Annotated in this window: 15 protein-coding genes and 1 rRNA gene; 2 read left to right on the top strand and 14 right to left on the bottom strand. The window is 63.8% G+C overall.

The genetic code is table 11. The annotated features are described in order from the left end of the window. From AC27E8_RS11435 to purN, 7 genes are all read right to left on the bottom strand, one after another. Positions 1–270 carry an HPr family phosphocarrier protein gene (locus AC27E8_RS11435; protein WP_082744158.1) on the bottom strand — a complete coding sequence of 90 codons (270 nt, stop codon included), beginning with the start codon at positions 268–270 and terminating at the stop codon, positions 1–3. A 30-nt stretch (positions 271–300) separates the two neighbouring features. Beyond that, positions 301–1,452, bottom strand: a complete 1,152-nt coding sequence (locus AC27E8_RS11430; protein WP_487098901.1) for a mannitol-1-phosphate 5-dehydrogenase — start codon at positions 1,450–1,452, stop codon at positions 301–303. Further along, positions 1,449–1,877 carry a PTS mannitol transporter subunit IIA gene (locus tag AC27E8_RS11425; protein WP_487098900.1) on the bottom strand — a complete coding sequence of 143 codons (429 nt, stop codon included), beginning with the start codon at positions 1,875–1,877 and terminating at the stop codon, positions 1,449–1,451. The genes AC27E8_RS11430 and AC27E8_RS11425 overlap by 4 nt, the downstream gene beginning before the upstream one ends. A 6-nt stretch (positions 1,878–1,883) precedes the next feature. Continuing rightward, entirely contained in the window at positions 1,884–3,908 is a 2,025-nt protein-coding gene (locus AC27E8_RS11420; RefSeq protein ID WP_487098899.1) for a BglG family transcription antiterminator, read from the bottom strand. A 3-nt stretch (positions 3,909–3,911) separates the two neighbouring features. Next, complete coding sequence (locus AC27E8_RS11415) at positions 3,912–5,372, bottom strand: PTS mannitol transporter subunit IIBC (protein ID WP_487098898.1); 1,461 nt, start codon at positions 5,370–5,372, stop codon at positions 3,912–3,914. A 144-nt stretch (positions 5,373–5,516) separates the two neighbouring features. Beyond that, positions 5,517–6,503, bottom strand: coding sequence for an NAD(P)H-quinone oxidoreductase (locus AC27E8_RS11410; protein WP_487098897.1), 987 nt, complete (start codon positions 6,501–6,503; stop codon positions 5,517–5,519). Between the two features lie 30 nt (positions 6,504–6,533). Beyond that, positions 6,534–7,154: a phosphoribosylglycinamide formyltransferase gene (gene purN, locus AC27E8_RS11405; RefSeq protein ID WP_487098896.1), complete on the bottom strand. Its 621-nt coding sequence runs from the start codon at positions 7,152–7,154 to the stop codon at positions 6,534–6,536. 73 nt (positions 7,155–7,227) lie between these two features. Here purN and AC27E8_RS11400 point away from each other — a divergent pair, with 73 nt between their 5' ends. Next, positions 7,228–8,391: an aminotransferase class I/II-fold pyridoxal phosphate-dependent enzyme gene (locus tag AC27E8_RS11400; protein ID WP_487098895.1), complete on the top strand. Its 1,164-nt coding sequence runs from the start codon at positions 7,228–7,230 to the stop codon at positions 8,389–8,391. A gap of 86 nt (positions 8,392–8,477) precedes the next feature. On the opposite strand, the gene AC27E8_RS11395 is transcribed toward AC27E8_RS11400, so the two are convergent. From AC27E8_RS11395 to AC27E8_RS11375, 5 genes are all read right to left on the bottom strand, one after another. Then, positions 8,478–9,260 carry an SDR family NAD(P)-dependent oxidoreductase gene (locus tag AC27E8_RS11395; RefSeq protein WP_487098894.1) on the bottom strand — a complete coding sequence of 261 codons (783 nt, stop codon included), beginning with the start codon at positions 9,258–9,260 and terminating at the stop codon, positions 8,478–8,480. Continuing rightward, positions 9,227–9,838: a VanZ family protein gene (locus tag AC27E8_RS11390; RefSeq protein WP_487098893.1), complete on the bottom strand. Its 612-nt coding sequence runs from the start codon at positions 9,836–9,838 to the stop codon at positions 9,227–9,229. The genes AC27E8_RS11395 and AC27E8_RS11390 overlap by 34 nt, the downstream gene beginning before the upstream one ends. 97 nt (positions 9,839–9,935) lie before the next feature. Then, on the bottom strand, positions 9,936–10,871 hold the full coding sequence (locus AC27E8_RS11385) for a DMT family transporter (RefSeq protein ID WP_487098892.1): 936 nt from the start codon (positions 10,869–10,871) through the stop codon (positions 9,936–9,938). Between the two features lie 210 nt (positions 10,872–11,081). Continuing rightward, on the bottom strand, positions 11,082–12,281 hold the full coding sequence (locus AC27E8_RS11380; protein ID WP_487098891.1) for an MFS transporter: 1,200 nt from the start codon (positions 12,279–12,281) through the stop codon (positions 11,082–11,084). 141 nt (positions 12,282–12,422) lie between these two features. Then, positions 12,423–13,259: an undecaprenyl-diphosphate phosphatase gene (locus AC27E8_RS11375; RefSeq protein ID WP_487098890.1), complete on the bottom strand. Its 837-nt coding sequence runs from the start codon at positions 13,257–13,259 to the stop codon at positions 12,423–12,425. Positions 13,260–13,402: 143 nt separating this feature from the next. Here AC27E8_RS11375 and AC27E8_RS11370 point away from each other — a divergent pair, with 143 nt between their 5' ends. Continuing rightward, complete coding sequence (locus AC27E8_RS11370; protein ID WP_487098889.1) at positions 13,403–13,870, top strand: DinB family protein; 468 nt, start codon at positions 13,403–13,405, stop codon at positions 13,868–13,870. 83 nt (positions 13,871–13,953) lie between these two features. On the opposite strand, the gene AC27E8_RS11365 is transcribed toward AC27E8_RS11370, so the two are convergent. Together AC27E8_RS11365 and rrf are read right to left on the bottom strand one after the other, a co-directional pair. Further along, the gene (locus AC27E8_RS11365) at positions 13,954–14,235 is read right to left on the bottom strand and encodes a hypothetical protein (protein ID WP_487098888.1); all 282 of its coding nucleotides are present in this window, start codon (positions 14,233–14,235) and stop codon (positions 13,954–13,956) included. Positions 14,236–14,349: 114 nt separating this feature from the next. Then, a 5S ribosomal RNA gene (gene rrf, locus AC27E8_RS11360) occupies positions 14,350–14,448 on the bottom strand; the annotation flags it as partial.

Raw genomic sequence — 14,448 nt, 5'->3', positions numbered from 1 at the left:
TCACTCGCCGAACCCGGACGCGACGAGATCGCACAGCGCGGTGACGGCCTGCTCTGCGTCGTCGCCCTCGGCCTCAATCTTGATGACGGTGCCTTGCCCGATGGCGAGCGACAACAGACCGAGAATGCTTTTGGCGTTGATCCGCTTGCCCTTCGCCTCTAAGAAAATCTCCGACTGAAACTTGTTCGCCTCTGCCACAAACAGCGAAGCCGGCCGAGCATGCAGCCCGGAAGGGTTTTTCAGTTCGATTTCTCGCTGTGCCATTGCCATCTCCATGACCTCCTGTGGGTTTGTCTTGTTTTAATGGATAGGGGCTTGCAGTTCTTGGTACGCAGCCATCACGCCGCGAAGCGGTGCACCCTCGAGGCCGCACACCGCGCGAGCCACCTGCTCCACGCCTTCCGTCGCGATTCGCCGCTGCAACTCCAGCGAAGCCTCGTCGTTCTCGTCCAGATAGCATAGCGCAGATGCGATGGCCCGTTCGATGGCCGTCGTTTCGCAGCCCGCTTCGGCGGCCGCCACGAGAGGGCCCATCAGGCGCTCGCCGGGCGCCAGCTTGCGCAGTGGATCGCGCGCGACGCGCGTGACGTGATCGACCACGTGCGGATTCGCGAAACGGGTTCGCACCTTTGCCGCGTACGAGGTGAGATTGGCGACATCGAAGGCGGGGTGCCGATGCGCCAGCCCGCGCGCCGCTTCCTCCTGGAATCGCGCGGCGTGCTGCTCGATGTCCGGTTGCGAGAGCGCCTCGCCGATGGTCGCAATGCCGCGGAGATGCGCGAGATAGGCAATGGCGGCGTGCGCCCCGTTCACGAGGTAAAGCTTCCGCTCCAGATACGGATTGAGATCCGAGACCCACGAAATGCCGTGCGGCGCGCCGCGCACGGGACTCCCCTCGACCACCCACTCGTAGTACGACTCCACCACGGCGTCCAGCGCGTCCTCCGCGTGTCCCTCGCGGTTTGGAGCGATGCGGTCCACCGCGGCGTCGAGGAAGCGCACGCGCATATGCAGGAATTCGCGCAACGCATCGTCCGCCAGCCGCTCGACGTGACGGCGCAGCTGGGACGTCGCCCGCACCGCGTTTTCGCACGCAATGACCACCACGTCGCCTTCTCGCCCGGCTCTCATCCGCCGGCGAAATCCTTCCACCAACACCTCGGCCACGCCTTCGAGGTGGCGAACGCCGACCGCCGTCGTGATCCAATCGCTTGTCGCCGCAAGCTCGACGCACCGCTCCGAGCCGAGCAGGCACGCGTCCACGCCTTGCACCTCGACGACGCGCTTTTCTTCGCCGAGTTCAATGACGCGGTAGCTCCGTTTCGCCGCAATCTCCTCCACGAGGCTTGGCACGACGTCCGCAAACGTCACTTGAAAGCCGGCTTCTGCGAGCAACCAGCCGATGAAGCCGCGGCCGATGTTGCCCGCGCCAAAGTGCAGCGCCCGCCTCATGACGCGCGCTCCAGAATCTGCACAATCTCGTCGGCCGACGACGCCTCGACCAGCTTCGCGACGTTCGACTCGTCCATGCAGACCGTGGCGATCTGCGAAAGCAGCTCCATGTGCTCCTCGCCCTTGCCTGCAATGCCGATGACGAGCCTTGCCTTCTCCCCGCCGAAATCCACGCCATCCGGGTACTGCGCCACCACGATGCCGGATTCGCGAATGTACTTCACCGAGTCCGGCATGCCGTGTGGAATGGCGATCCCGTTGCCGATATACGTGGTGGTCGAAGCCTCGCGCTCGAGCATGCTGTCCACGTACGGCGGCTCGACATGGCCGAGATCCACGAGCATGCGACCCACCCGGCGAATGGCCTCTTCCTTTGGCTCCGACCCCACATTCAGCGCCACGTGGCGCGCGTCCAATTTCACCATCTTCATTCACTCCCCTAGGCGAACCATCGCGTCGTACAGACGCCGCCGAATTTCCTCTTCGTCGGCGCTTTTCAGCGCCTCTACCAGCGCCTCCGATTCGACCAAGGCCGCCGAGATGCGACCGAGGCCGTCGATGACAACTGGGTCCTCGTGCACGGGGGCGAGCAGCACCAGGAAGACCGACACGGGCTCCTCCTCCGCCACTCCCCGCATCCATATGGGCCGCTCCAAGCGGTAGACGCCGACAAACGGGCTGTCGATCCCGTCGGTCCTCGCATGCAAAACAGCGAGCTGCCGGTCCGGCAGTACGACGCTCCCCAACCGCTCCCTGCGCTCGATGGCCTCCACAATCGATTCGGCGTCGGAAGCGCGCCCTTGTCGGACGAGATCGAGCCCGACGAGCCGAATGACCTCGCCCACGGTCTCCGCTCGAATCGTGGCTGTCCTGGCCAAAAAAGCGAGCCGCGAGGCCCACTTGGATGCGCTCGTCAGTGTCTCTTCCGGCTTGAGCGAGGTGCGCGCAGGCCGCTCCATCTTGGCAAGCGCTAGCCGAACCGCGCGGAGGTCCTCCTCCGTGAGAAACGGCGACACGACCACCGCGGGCACGCCTGACTCCGGCAGCGAAACGGTGGACAGGATGAGATCGGCGTTCATGTGCACAGCGGATTTCGCCGACGCCACCTCCTGCACCGAGATCTCGGGCAGATCCTTGCGCACACGGCTCGCGAGAAGCCTCGCAGAGCTGAGCCCGTGAGGGCAGACAATGACGGCGCGCCACTTCTCCTCCGCCCATCGCCGCTCCCGGGAAGCGCCAAGGTGCATGGCGAGAAAGCCGATTTCCTCATCCGGCAGCCGAAGCCCATGCGCGGCGAACACCTCGTGCGCTGCCGATTCCGCCGCGGAAAAGAGATCCGGGTACCGGGCCTTGACCTCCTCCAGCAGCGGATTTCGAATCGGCAGGCCAGCACGGACGCGATCGAGCACAGGCGCGAGGTGCTGGGCGAGCCCGCTCACCAGCAGATGGTCCGACGCAAACGGCAGCCCCGTGATGTCTTCCACCGCGCGCACGAACCGGTGGGCGAGATCGAGCGCAGTCACGTTGGACGGAAGCAGCCGGAAATCGTCATCCAGGCGCACGCGCAGGCCGGCGAGGTGCCTGGCCATGTACCGGATCTCGGGCTCGGTCGCGAGGGCTGAGAGGCCCGTCGCCTTCGCGACACTCGTCAGGAGCTCCTTCGCCAGCGCAACGTCGCCAGGCCTTGCGCCCTCGTCCAGATCCGTTCCGCGCACCAGCCCTCGTCTGGCGGCCCGCAGCCATTGGATCACCGCGTACAGCCAGACCTCGGATCGATCCGCCTCCTCGACCGGCGGCTCCGCGGCGCCGAGTACGGCTTCGACGGTGTCCGCGAGACCCTTGAGCACCGATTGCGGCACAAACTGAACGAGCCAGCGCGCGACGGGATGGCTGAGATCGCCTTCTCGCGTGGTCATGCGAGCCAGTTGATACGGAGAAATCTGCTCGTAGACGATGTCAGCCATGGCTTCGCGCCTGGTCACTTCGCTCCCTTCGATCAACACGCCGAAGCCCTGCCTGCGCACGAGCGTCAAATGGCGAGCTCGCAACCAGGGAGCGAGATCGTTTAAATCGCCGCTCAAGCTCGCCGGCGCCGCGTCGAGGACCTTGCCGAGGTAGGCAAGTTTGAGCGGCCCCGGCTCCGCAAGAAGCCACAGGGCCAGAAGCGCAGCGCGCTGCCGCGGCGTGATCGCCACCGTCCGCGCGTTCACTGAGCCCAGCGCCGCTTCAATGCGCTCCAACTCCTGCGGCGAAGCCAGGAGGCACAACCGCCCGCCTTGGCTCTCGACGCGCGCCCGAAACGAGTGCAGCCAGCCAGCGACGGCGCGCAGATCGCGCTGCAGCGTGCGGCGGCTGACGTCCAAACGGCGCGCGGCCTCGGAAGGATCCACGCCTTCCGAGTGCCGCACCAGTTCGAGGAGCAGGAGCTTTTGGCGATCCGTCAGTTCGTTCGCCATGCCTCATCCCTTCAGACGGTTCAGGTCCTCAATCAACTGGTCGTACGTCGCCTTGTTCAAGAAGTTTTGTACCAAATAAATCTTCGCGTTTGGCGCGACCTGCCGCGCCCGCGTCTCGAAACTCGCCTGCGTGAACACCACCTCGGCCGTGGGCGGCAACTGGTTCACCGGCACGTGATGCACAGGGATGTCGTAGCCAGCCTCCTGCAGCCGCTTCTTCAGAATCGACGCGCCCATTGCGCTCGATCCCATGCCGGCCTCACACGCGAAGTACACGGCCTGCGGGACTCCTGCGAGCGCCGCTTCTTCCGCCACAGCCTGTGCCGTGGGCTGCGCGGACGGTGCAAACTTGGACTGAGACTTCATGTCCTGCACCACGGCCTGGGCGAACGCCAAGGTGCTCTCGTCCATCTCGTCTCGAGACCGGCGGATGAAGAAGGAAGCCACCAGGAATGAGACGAGCGCGCCCACAAAGATGCCCGACAACACGGGTACGTAGCCGCCTTTCGGCGTCATGGCAATCTCGGCGAAGATGCTGCCGGGCGACGGCGTCGCCACAAGGCCGGCGTGGAGGACCATGAAGGTCGTATCGGCTGCCATGCCGCCCAGGATCACGGCGAGCACCAGGACGGGCCGCATCAGCACGTACGGGAAGTACACCTCGTGAATGCCGCCGAAGAACTGAATCAGAATTGCGCCAGGCGCCGACTGCCGGATGGCCCCCTTCGCAAACGCCCAGTAGGCCATGAGCAGGCCGAGGCCCGGCCCTGGATCGGTCTCGAGAAGGAAGAAGATGGACTTCCCGGTCTGCTTGGCCTGCTCGACGCCGATGGGTTCAAGGATACCGTGGTTGATGGCGTTGTTCAAAAACAGGACCTTGCCCGGCTCGATAAAGATGGCGATGAGCGGCAGAAGATGCGCGTTGGTCACCCACACGGCCGCCGCGCCCAACCAGGCCGACACGCGATCCATAATGGGTTGCACGGCCAGAAAGCCGAGGATCGCGAGCGCACCGCCCAGAATGCCTGCCGAAAACGTGTTGACCAGCATCTCAAATCCGGCGCGGATGCGCCCTTCGACAGCGCGATCGAACTGCTTGATTAGGTAGCCGCCGAGGGGACCCATGATCATCGCACCGATGAACATCGGCTGAGACGCGCCGATGGCCACCCCGGCCGTGGCGATGGCGCCGACGACGCCCCCGCGGATCCCGTGCACGAGGCGCCCTCCGGTGAAGCCAATGAGAACCGGAATGAGGAATGAGACCATGGGAGAAACCAGTTGATCAAGCTTCGCGTTCGGGGTCCAACCCGTGGGAATGAAAAACGCGGTGATGAGCCCCCACGCGATAAACGCGGGAATATTGGGCATGACCATGCCCGCCAGAAAACCACCGAACTTTTGCATCGCCGCCCGAGCTCGGCCGCTCGACGCAATCGGTTGTGCTGCCACCTGGGTCGCCACGTTACGCCCTCCTTCGACAGTTGTAATCGCTTTCTGTCGAACAAGATACATACGCGCGTGGCGCGCATCAACGCAAACAAATTCAGGCCTGACACGGGACACCGCGTCAGGCCCGAAGAGTGCCGTCAGGGCGAGGCTCTTTCGTCATTCCGTCACCCTGAGGACAATTTTTCCGATGTTCTGATTGGCCTCCATCCGCTCGTGCGCGGCGCGGACGTCGCGCCAGTCGTACACCCGGTCGATGACCGGCGCGATCTCGCCTTTGGCCAGCGCGTCGTAGGCGAACGCCACAAACGCTGCTGTGAGCTCGATCTTCGCCTCCAAGCTGCGGGAACGGAGAGCGGTCCCGATGATTTGCTGCCGCTTCGCGAGGATATGGCCGAGATCAAACCCGTCGACCTTCGTGCCGCCCATCGTGCCGATGACCACGAGCCGCCCATCGACGGCCAGCGCGCGCAGGTTGTCGTGGAAGTATGGCGCCCCTACGAAATCGAAGATGATGTCCGCGCCGCGACCGTCTGTCTCCCGGCGGACAAAGTCGACGAACGATCCGTCGTGGTAATTCCATCCCGCCTTGGCGCCGAGCTCGAGGCACTTGGCGATCTTGTCGGCGCTGCCCGCCGTCACGATGCTATGCGCCCCCGCGAGGCGAATGAGTTGAATCGCCGACGTGCCGACGCCACTCGCCCCCGCGTGCACGAGGACCGTCTCCCCTGGGCTCAGGCGTCCGAGCACGAACAGGTTCAGATAAGCGGTGAGAAAGGTCTCTGGGATGGCCGCGCCCTGTTCGTACGAGAGGTTGTCAGGCAGCCGAATCAGCATGCCAGCCGGCACTACGGCGTACTGCGCGTAGCCGCCGCCGGGCAAGAGCGCCGCCACGCGATCGCCCTCGCGGACCGAGGTCACGCCTGGGCCGAGCACCTCCACGTCCCCCGCCATTTCGAGGCCCAGGATGTCCGACGCCCCCGGCGGAGGCGGGTAAAGGCCGCGCCGCTGCAGAAGATCCGCGCGATTCAAAGCAGTCGCTCGAACGCGCACCAGCACCTCGCCAGGACCTGGCTTCGGCGTCTCCACCTCGCCGATTTCGAGCACCTCCGGCCCGCCGAACTGCTTCATGATGACCGCGAGCATGTCGTCGCCTCCCCTTCGTTCACCATCGTATCACAGGGACGCGGTCGCACCAAAAGCATCCAGATCGATCTCGCCCCGCTCCAACTTCTTGAGCACCTGCAGGTACAGGGGGCCTTCCACCTCCAGGACGCGCGCCCGCAGACGTTCGGGAGTGTCGCCCGGGAGAACGGGGACCTGGACCTGCGCCAGCACCGGGCCGTGATCGTACTCGTGATCCACGAGATGGACGGTCGCGCCAGTGACCGATTCGCCGCTCGCGATCACGGCCTCGTGCACGCGCATGCCGTACATGCCGGGCCCTCCGAACTTCGGAAGCAAACTCGGATGAATGTTGAGGATACGGTTTCGGTAGGCGGAGAGCGTCGCAGGTCCGATGCGCTTCATGTAGCCGGAGAGGATCACCCATTCCGCGCCGTGGGCGCGCAGTGCCTCGCACAGCGCCTCATCCGCCTCCGCTTGGCCGCCGCAGCGCTTTTCGTTGAGGATAGCGGTCGGGATGCCCATCTCGCGCGCATACGCGAGCGCCTCGCTGCCTGGATTGTTGCTCACCACGAGTACCGGATCAAACTCGATTTCGTGGCGCGCCCGGGCCGCAAGCAGGTAGCGCATGCCGGAACCGTTGTGGGAGGCGAGAAACGCGATTTTTCGCATCGGCGACTATTCCACTCCTTTGAATGCGTGTATCCTGAAAGAGAATCTGCAAACGACGAGCGAGGACGATAGCATGACACCATCGGATCGACTCAACCAACTTCCAGACGGCGTGTTCCAAGAACTTGCCATCGCGGCCCACGAGCGCCGCAAAAAGGGACTCGACGTGATCGATCTCAGCGTCGGTTCGCCCGATCTCCCTCCGCCGCCGCACGCCGTCGAGGCCCTGATTCGCGCCGCGCGGGATCCGCGAGAATATCGGTACGCCATCACGGCGCTGCCGGAGTTCCACGAGGCCGTGGCCCGCTTCTACGAGCGGTACGGCGTGAGCCTGGACCCCGAGCGGGAGGTCCTGCAACTCGCCGGATCGCAGGACGGACTGAGCCACTTGGCGCTCACCTTTCTCAATCCGGGCGACGTGGCGCTCATCCCCGATCCTGGGTATCCCATCTACGACGCAGGGGTTCGGCTCGCGGGCGCGCAAGTGGAACCCATCCCGGTGGATGCCGAGACGCTCCAGCCCCGCTTCGACGCCATCCCAGCCGAGGTGTGGCGACAGGCGAAGATGATGATCCTCAACTTCCCGTCCAATCCGACGGCCGCGATGGCGACGAGAGGCACGCTCGAGCGGGCCGTGGCGCTGGCGAAGCAGCACGACCTGCTGCTCGTGCACGACTTCGCCTATTCGGAGCTCGTATTCGACGGCGTTCAGCCCATCAGCATCCTCTCGATCCCGGGCGCCAAAGAAGTAGCCATTGAGTTCAACTCGCTCTCGAAAACTTACAATCTCGCGGGCGCGCGCATCGCGTACGCCGTCGGGCGCCCGGACGCGCTCGCCGCGCTGCGCAAACTGAAGTCGCATATCGACTTCGGCGTGTTTCTGCCCGTGCAGCGCGCGGCCATCGCGGCACTCACGACGCCGTGGGACGGCTACGAGCGGCAGCGAGCCGTGTACGCGGAGCGGCGCGATGCGCTCTGTGAAGCGCTCGCCGAAGCCGGCTGGCCTGTGCGCAAACCGGCGGCCACGATGTTCCTGTGGGCCCAAACGCCAGGCGCGCAGCCTTCCTACCCGTTCGCGCTCGCGCTGCTGAAAGAGACCGGCGTGGCGGTCACCCCAGGCATCGCATTCGGGTCCCGCGGCGAGGGGCATGTCCGCATGGCGTTTGTCCACGACATCCCCGTGCTCAGGGAGGCTGCGCGGCGCATCGGCGCGTGGCTCCGCCAGCAACGCGGATGAACGAGCATGCGCCCACGCGTCCGCACACCGGCGCGTGCGGTGCACATGCCCCACGCGCTTCACAGCCGCCTGTCACATGGCCTGCCTCACCACGCCGCCGCCAGCCCGCCGTCGATGTTCAGAGCGACGCCCGTGACGTACGACGCCGCGTCAGAAGCGAGAAACGCGATGACCCGCGCGGCCTCGTCCGTGTCGCCGATGCGCCCCAGCGGAATGTTGTGCTCCGGGAGCCGCGAAAACTCCTCCCAGGTCAGGTCCGGCCGCTGCGCCTTCCACATCTTCTCAATCTGATCGCTTCGAATCTGCCCGATGCACACCGCGTTCACGCGGATCCCGTGCTTGCCGAGGTCCTTGCTCATGGCCTTGGTGAGCGCGATCCCGGCGGCACGCGAGACAGACGACGGCAGCGACGACGGCCCAGGCGTCTTGCCGCCAATCGCGGTGACATTGACGATGGCGCCCCCGCCCTGTCGCTGCATGTGCGGCACGGCGCGGCGCGAGCAGCGGATGGCGGCGAACAGCTTCAGGTCGAGATCGCCCTGCCAGTCTTCATCGCTCACCGTGAGAAAGTCCCGCGCGTTGGCGGTCCCCGCGTTGTTCACCAGAATGTCGATCCGGCCAAACGCTTCCGCGACCGCGTCGATGAACGACTCACACGCCTGCGCCTGGCGCACGTCAACGGGCATGGCGAAGACGCGCCTCCCCGACGCCTGTTCGATGGCGCGCTTGGCCTCTTCGAGCGCCGCCTCCGTGCGCGCACAGATGGCCACATCGGCGCCCTCCATCGCAAGCAACGCCGCGGTCCTTAGTCCAATGCCCTTCGAGGCGCCGGTGATCACGGCGACTTTGCCTTTGAGCCCAAGCTCCATGTTCCTCGCTCCCCTCTTGGCATGTCACCCATCTCCTCCAGTGTAGCGGATGTCGGGCGAAGAACGCGAATGAGCGCCTGGGCGCGCCATAATCCAAAGCCGATGGCCGCGCCGACACAGTTGAACAGAATGTCGTCGATCTCGAACAGCCGATAGGGGATGCCGACGCGAGCCGAGATGATGAGCCCGGCCACCTGAAGAGCGGACCCCGCGAAAAACGACACCATGAGGACGAGGGACAGCCGGCGCATCGAAACGTACAGGGCAGGAAGCGCCGCGCCGAGCGGAACAAACTGCGCAAGAGAGCGCGCGAAGATCTGCCAAACGCCCGTGCGCACATTCAGCGCGTTCCTCAGGGTCTCCCAAGGAGACAGGTCGATCTCGGGCCACGACGGCACGCCGTGCAGGGGGATGGGAAAGAGCGCGGCGTCCACCAGCCACAGCGCGTAGAGAAACAACGCGTGGTGCGCGCACAGTGCGCGCCACTCGAGGCGCCACCGGTGCACCGCGGCGCGCACCACCCAACAAGCCGTGTACGCACCCCAGAACATAAGGCCGAAGGGGAGAAACGTGATCATGCATCTCCTCCTGGACTTGGCATCCGGAGGGGATGCCTCGCCCTCCGGTCCCAGCATGGCGATCCGCACGGATCATAACGCAGGAATGCCGCGGACGTCATGAGTCTTGAGACCCGTCTTTGGATAGCGAAGACGCCCATCTCACAGATCTTTCAGACGATTCTGGCTCGCGGATCACGAGTGCCACACCCCCGAGGATGAGCAGAGACCCGAACCAAAAGGATGGTGTCACATTTTCCCCCAGAACGATCCATCCGAGCGCGGTGCCCACGAGCGGCTGCAGAAAGAAGTACACGCCCCCCGCGCCCGCGGGCATGCGCCGCAAACCCTCGTTCCAGAGAAGGAACGCGCCGGCCGTGGACAACACGCCGAGATACAGGATCCCCAGCCACACCCACGTGTGACCGAGGAGGGCCTCGAGGCGCGGCATGTGCGGCCAGCTGACAGGCGTCATCACAGCCAGGGCCACGAGCATGGCATACGCCGTGACGACAATGGACGAATATTGAGACGGCACGCGCTTCACCAGCACAGACTGAAGTCCCCAGGTCACGGCCGCAACAAGGAGAATCAGGCCCCCCCAAGCCTCCCGGCTGTGCGCCTCGTGGCCGAGGCCTATCATGACGATGACGCCGAGCGTCGCGAGGATCACCGACGCAGCCCGCCTCCACGTGATGGCTTCGCCAAGAAGGACGCGCGCGAAGATGACCATAAACGCGGGCGTCCCCGAGGTGATGACGGCCCCCATCTGCGCCGTCGACCATTGGGTCCCCACGAATTGCGCCCAGATGGAGAGCGCGTAGCCCACGAGGCCGATGGCGACCACCGTGCCAACATGACGCGCCGACATTCGCCAGTTCACCCGCCGTACAAGACCGACCGCACCAAGCGCGAGCACGCCGAGCGCGTACCGCAGCCAGATGAGCGCCGAGGGATCAACCCAATTCATCACTGCCTTGCTCACCACATACGTGCCGCCCCAAAGAGAGGCTGCAAGCGCCAGACACAAGGCGCCCACCCAGGAAGATTTCATCCCGATCCCTCCGCCCGTTGTGTAGTGGAACCTGGCGAAGGGCTGTGCCCTCGCCTTCAGCCAAGGGCACGGGGCACGTCGAGTTCAAAGTGCGCTGGCAATGTGGCCACCTCCCGTTCGCTTCCATCCTAACTCCGCCGCCCCGGCCCTGTCGATAACCCGTAGAAAAGAAAAACACCGCTCTGTACGAGCGGCGCACGGGTCCACCCGTCAAGCGCGAGCGAACGATCCGCCCTTCGAATCGACGGGCAAAAAGGCGGAGAGGATCGCCCCGACGATGGGAACTGCCATCAGGATGTAGAGGACGCTTGTGAGGCCGACGTGATCGGCCAAGACGCCGAAGAAGGTCGCGCCAATCCCGCCCGCGCCCACGCCGAAGCCGATGGTGAGCCCGGACGCGAGCGAGACGTTGCGCGGCAACAGCATCTGCATGTAGACTACCGTGACCGCAAACGACGAGAGGATAAAGAATCCGAACGGCAACAGCGCCACGGCAGCCCACGCGCCGTGAAGGAACGGCAGCCCGAAGGCGAACGGAATGGACAAGAGCATCGACAGAAACAGAATGCGCTGTTTCGGCATGCGATCCGCGAGGGCACCGCCGATGAACGTCCCCAGCGCGCCGGCCCCCAGAAACACGAACATGAGGGCATCAGACAGCTGATACGACATCCCAAATTTGTGCGCATAGTAGAATGGCATGAACTGCGCGATGCCAATTTGGCACCAGGAGCGAAGCACAATCACGACGACCAGCAGCGCGACGGCGCCGATCCGATTTTCGCCCTCGATGGTCCTGCGCACCTTCGCATAGTCGCGAAGCGCCGCCTTGTACCACGGATACAAGCGCAGCGTGAACACCAACCCCAGCGCCACCCCTATGAGCATCCAGAGGATGCTGTGAAGACCAGCCGAGAGAATGAACAGCGACACGATGAGGGGCCCAATCGCTTGGCCGCCGTTTCCGCCGACCTGAAAAATGGCCTGTGCGAGGCCCTTCGCCCGGCCCGCCGCGAGGTGTGCCACGCGCGAGGCCTCTGGATGGAACGCCCCCGACCCCAGGCCGCTTACAGCCACCATGAGAAGCAGCACGCCATAGCTGGGCGCGATGCCGGTCAACGTGATGCCCAGCGTGGACAGAAAGAGCCCCAAGGGCAGCATCCACGCCTTCGGGTTTCGATCCGCCCACGCCCCAAACAAGGGCTGCGCCACGGAAGACGTGATATAGGACACAAGCACAATCAGGCTGATCTCCGTGTAGTTGAGGTGAAACAGAGGCTTGTACAACTGCGTCAACGCCGGCACAAGCCCGGTCGTCGACAAATCGTTGAGAAAGTGGGAACCGCTGATGCTCCACACGGCGTCCCGGTTCATCCGCCCCTTTTCGCGAACTGCCTGCACCACAGCCACGCACCATCACCCCTGCAGAATCTCTCTTTAGGAACGTCGAGGCGCAATCGCACCGCTATTTCGCATCACGAATCAAACGTCGAAAAAGCGGGCGAGCAGTTGGCTCACCCGCTCGCGCCATCGCAGCGTTTCGCTCTGAATTCAAAATTGGATGTGCAGCGCCGCCAGAATGGCAACAACCACGCCTACTACAATACAATACCATCCGAATGGACGCAAGGCGCGGACTTCGGTGGTCTCGAAGTAGCGCATGAGAAAGGCCGTGCTGAGGAGCGCCATCACGCCTGCGCACAAGCCGCCGATCAGCCCATCGTGAAACATCACGTGATTGTGTTGGTGCAGCATTTTCGGCACTTCGAGGATGCCAGCCCCGAGAATGACTGGCGTCGCGAGGAGAAAGCTGAAGCGCGCCGCATCCTCGTATTCGAGCCCGCTCGCCAGGCCAGCCGCCATCGTGATGCCGCTTCGCGAAAAGCCCGGGATGAGCGCGAACGATTGAACAATGCCGATGAGGAAGCTCCGGCCGTACGACAGATTCTCCATGCGAGTCGTCGTTCTCCTCCGCTTACGGCGCATGCCGTCGGCCCAGAACAGCACAAATCCGTTCACAATGAGGAAAATGGAGGCGGACAAAGCGGAAGGGAACAATTCCTGAAGTTTGTGTTCGAAAATCTTGCCCAGAACCGCGGCAGGGATGGTCGCCACGATGATCAGGAGCAGGATCCGCCGCTCCACGTTTCTCCGCCGGTCGAAAATCGAAGCGATGAGATGGAGCCATTCCGGCAAGAAGTAAATGAGAAGCGCCAGGCCTGTCCCAAGGTGGAGCATCACGACGAAAGGAAGAAACTGATTGGATTGTGAAAACTCCGTCCAACGTAACAGGTACGGCAAAATGACCGCATGTCCGACGCTCGAGATGGGAAATAGCTCCGTGATGCCTTGCACGATTCCGTAAATGATGACCTGCAGTAGGTGCATACAGCGCCTGCCTTTCTTTCGGAAGATGGGGTCTCGGTCCCATTGTACAAGAAGATTCGATCTCGCTCACCTGATCCCGGTCTTTTGTGCAGGACGCGATCGTGCTAAGCTCGAAGCGAAGCAAGAAAAAGGAGTGATGTCGCATGAGCAAAGTGGAGTCCGTGCTTACGCACTGGCACTCGCATCGAGACGTCCTCGCGCCGCTCGTGGATGCGGTGCCCGAGGACAAGCTCGACTTCAAGCCGTGGGATGGGGCGATGTCGTTTCGCGATCTCGTCTGGCATATTCTCTCGACAGGTGCATGGTTTGCGGCCGCGGCCAAGACCGGGCGCATCACAAACCAGCCCGAACGACCCGATCTCAGCACGAAACAGGCGATCTTGCAGGCGATCTCGTCCTTGACCGACCGCACGCATGCGGACGTCGCGTCCGTGTCGGATGAGCAGTTTGAAAGCCTCGTCGACACGAAGGCGGTGTTCGGAAGGGATTTGCCTGTGAAAGTGCTGTTTGGCAGCATGATCGACCACGAAGTGCACCACAAGGGACAGTTATTCGTGTATGCGCGGATCATGGGCGCGGAGAAACTCCCATTTTTCGTGCACCGAGGATAAAGGGAGCAGACTCTGAAAGGCCCTGCGGAGTTGGATTCCGCAGGGCCCTGCTTTTTGGTTGGAGCGATAGTTGAGGGCCTTTCTCACTGGGTCCGGCTGTGCAACACCTGTCGCGAGGGACGTGCCCGTTCCAAGCGCCGGGATCGCCGCGCCCGACCTACCCTGGTGGTGGTCGAAGGCGACAGCGCCGCGTCAACAAACGGCTCTGACGCCTTGCGCGCGGCCCTCAGAGCGTAGAGTGATAAGCCGATGGAGACAAGCATGATTGCGGTGTTCAGCACGGTCACCGCGGTGTTCACCTGCGTCACGCGCGTGTTGATGTCGTTGGTCACCGTGTTTTCCTGAAGAGGAGTCAACGGACGCACGCCGGATCGCCCCTTGACGTCAGCGTACGCAGGAAAGGCGGTGCGTGTGCACAAGGATCCAAACATCCGCAAAACGACAAAAGGCCAGGCTGATGTGCCTGACCTTTGTCACTCGCCTGGCAACGACCTACCTTCCCAGGAGGCTTCCCTCCCAGTATTCTCGGCGCTGGAGGTCTTCACGTCCGTGTTCGGGATGGGTACGGGTGTTGCCCC

The sequence above is a fragment of the Alicyclobacillus sp. CIJ1 genome, from assembly GCF_057538885.1.
This window is presented reverse-complemented; position numbering and strand designations above follow the sequence as displayed.

Bases quoted from the DNA above. Each gene is read 5' to 3' on its own strand.
- AC27E8_RS11420 (WP_487098899.1), bottom strand. From the start codon at position 3,908: ATGGCGAACGAACTGACGGATCGCCAAAAGCTCCTGCTCCTCGAACTG.
- purN (WP_487098896.1), bottom strand. From the start codon at position 7,154: ATGCGAAAAATCGCGTTTCTCGCCTCCCACAACGGTTCCGGCATGCGC.
- AC27E8_RS11390 (WP_487098893.1), bottom strand. From the start codon at position 9,838: ATGATCACGTTTCTCCCCTTCGGCCTTATGTTCTGGGGTGCGTACACG.
- AC27E8_RS11425 (WP_487098900.1), bottom strand. From the start codon at position 1,877: ATGGTGAAATTGGACGCGCGCCACGTGGCGCTGAATGTGGGGTCGGAG.
- AC27E8_RS11375 (WP_487098890.1), bottom strand. From the start codon at position 13,259: ATGCACCTACTGCAGGTCATCATTTACGGAATCGTGCAAGGCATCACG.
- AC27E8_RS11370 (WP_487098889.1), top strand. From the start codon at position 13,403: ATGAGCAAAGTGGAGTCCGTGCTTACGCACTGGCACTCGCATCGAGAC.
- AC27E8_RS11435 (WP_082744158.1), bottom strand. From the start codon at position 270: ATGGCAATGGCACAGCGAGAAATCGAACTGAAAAACCCTTCCGGGCTG.
- AC27E8_RS11430 (WP_487098901.1), bottom strand. From the start codon at position 1,452: ATGAGGCGGGCGCTGCACTTTGGCGCGGGCAACATCGGCCGCGGCTTC.
- AC27E8_RS11385 (WP_487098892.1), bottom strand. From the start codon at position 10,871: ATGAAATCTTCCTGGGTGGGCGCCTTGTGTCTGGCGCTTGCAGCCTCT.
- AC27E8_RS11400 (WP_487098895.1), top strand. From the start codon at position 7,228: ATGACACCATCGGATCGACTCAACCAACTTCCAGACGGCGTGTTCCAA.
- AC27E8_RS11395 (WP_487098894.1), bottom strand. From the start codon at position 9,260: ATGGAGCTTGGGCTCAAAGGCAAAGTCGCCGTGATCACCGGCGCCTCG.
- AC27E8_RS11410 (WP_487098897.1), bottom strand. From the start codon at position 6,503: ATGCTCGCGGTCATCATGAAGCAGTTCGGCGGGCCGGAGGTGCTCGAA.